We start from the raw sequence: 1,346 nt of genomic DNA, 5'->3' as shown, positions 1-1,346 counted from the left end.
CCTTTCGCACGAGGGCAGGTTGGTGGCATCGCCGGAAAATAATTACCTTTACAACGGCAAGGAGCTGCAGGAGGAACAGGGGCTGTACGACTACGGCACAAGGTTCTATGACCCGGTGATTGGAAGGTTCGCTACCGTAGACCCAAAGGCAGAACTGGGACGGAGATGGAGTCCGTATGCCTACGCATTCGACAATCCGATGCGGTTCATTGACCCGGACGGGCAGTGGCCCTGGCCGGCAAGATATAATCCTCTTGCCCGTGTGCAAGCGGCATATAACCGGTTTTTTGGTGATGTCAGAACTACGTCCGACAATGCTACGGCAGCCGTTGTTCAGACAACCAAGGGAACAGGTCAGGCTATTCAGCAATGGACGGTTGAAAACAAAGAAGGTCTTCTTGCCTCGGCGGAAACCATGCAGGTTGTTGGTGATAATACGGCAACGGCAGGAGCCGCTATGGCAGTAGTCGGAGCACCGGTAGCTGGTGTAGGTGCCGCTCCCGGGGCTATAGTTGCCACAGCAGGAAAATTAACATCTACAACTGGATTAATATTGGAAGTTGGTGTGGAGTTGATTGCTGGGAGTGAGAAAAATGCAGCAATCACTGCTGGCAACGAAATGGTTCATGAGGTCGTAGAACGCATTGGTTCAAAGGCAGTAGACAAAATATCTCCGGTTCCAGTGCAAGGTCTTTCCAAAGAGATTCAAAGTGCAACGAAACACCTTATGAGTATCATACAAGGAACGGCGAAAAAAGAAACGGATAGCTTTGTTGAAAGGTTTAAAGACGAACAAGAGAAAAAATAGGTGTATGGATTATAAGCGTTTTTTTATAGGGTTGGGTTTTCTATTAGTAGGATACTTAGTCTATCGATACCTTATTAAAGGCCAGCCGCCGGCTTCCGCCGCAACAAATTGGAAAGGTCCGACACCGGCAAATTATGTTGGTCTTTGGGGTGGTGTGATTATGTGTTTGATGTGTGGAATAGTATTTATTCTTAGATCACTACCCATATAAAATTTGGCGTCATGGATAACGGATTTTTGACAATACTTTCATCACTGGCGATTGTTGCTTTGGGGATCATGGCAAAATACTCTTCCGGAGAAGATGGTTGGAAACCTTTGAAAAAATATTGGTTGTTCTTTGTTCTTCTTGGGTTGATTTCATTAGCCATTGGAATATACAGATCTATGGCGTAAAGCTATGGGGAGCATTCTATAGAATATTATTTGCAGCCCAGCCCTTGCGCCGAGCTTTCTATGGGATCATTCTGAAAATCTGTTCGAGTTCCTTGTCCGTGATGGTGCTTTTTTCGGACTTGTCAAAGATGGATGAGAGGTA

General features: G+C 46.2%; 2 protein-coding genes. Both read left to right on the top strand.

Features of this window, described 5'->3' with window-relative positions:
- The coding region (locus tag ACMGDE_RS19915) for an RHS repeat-associated core domain-containing protein (RefSeq protein WP_436834593.1) at positions 1–808 on the top strand (808 nt) is incomplete at its 5' end.
- 222 nt (positions 809–1,030) lie between these two features.
- Entirely contained in the window at positions 1,031–1,204 is a 174-nt protein-coding gene (locus ACMGDE_RS19910; RefSeq protein WP_436834592.1) for a hypothetical protein, read from the top strand.
- Positions 1,205–1,346: the final 142 nt, after the last annotated feature.

Origin of the sequence: Parapedobacter brassicae (assembly GCF_051400755.1) — a bacterium.
Classification (GTDB): Bacteria; Bacteroidota; Bacteroidia; order Sphingobacteriales; family Sphingobacteriaceae; genus Parapedobacter.
Note: the sequence above shows the minus strand (reverse complement) of the source record. Positions and strands in the feature narration are given on the sequence as shown.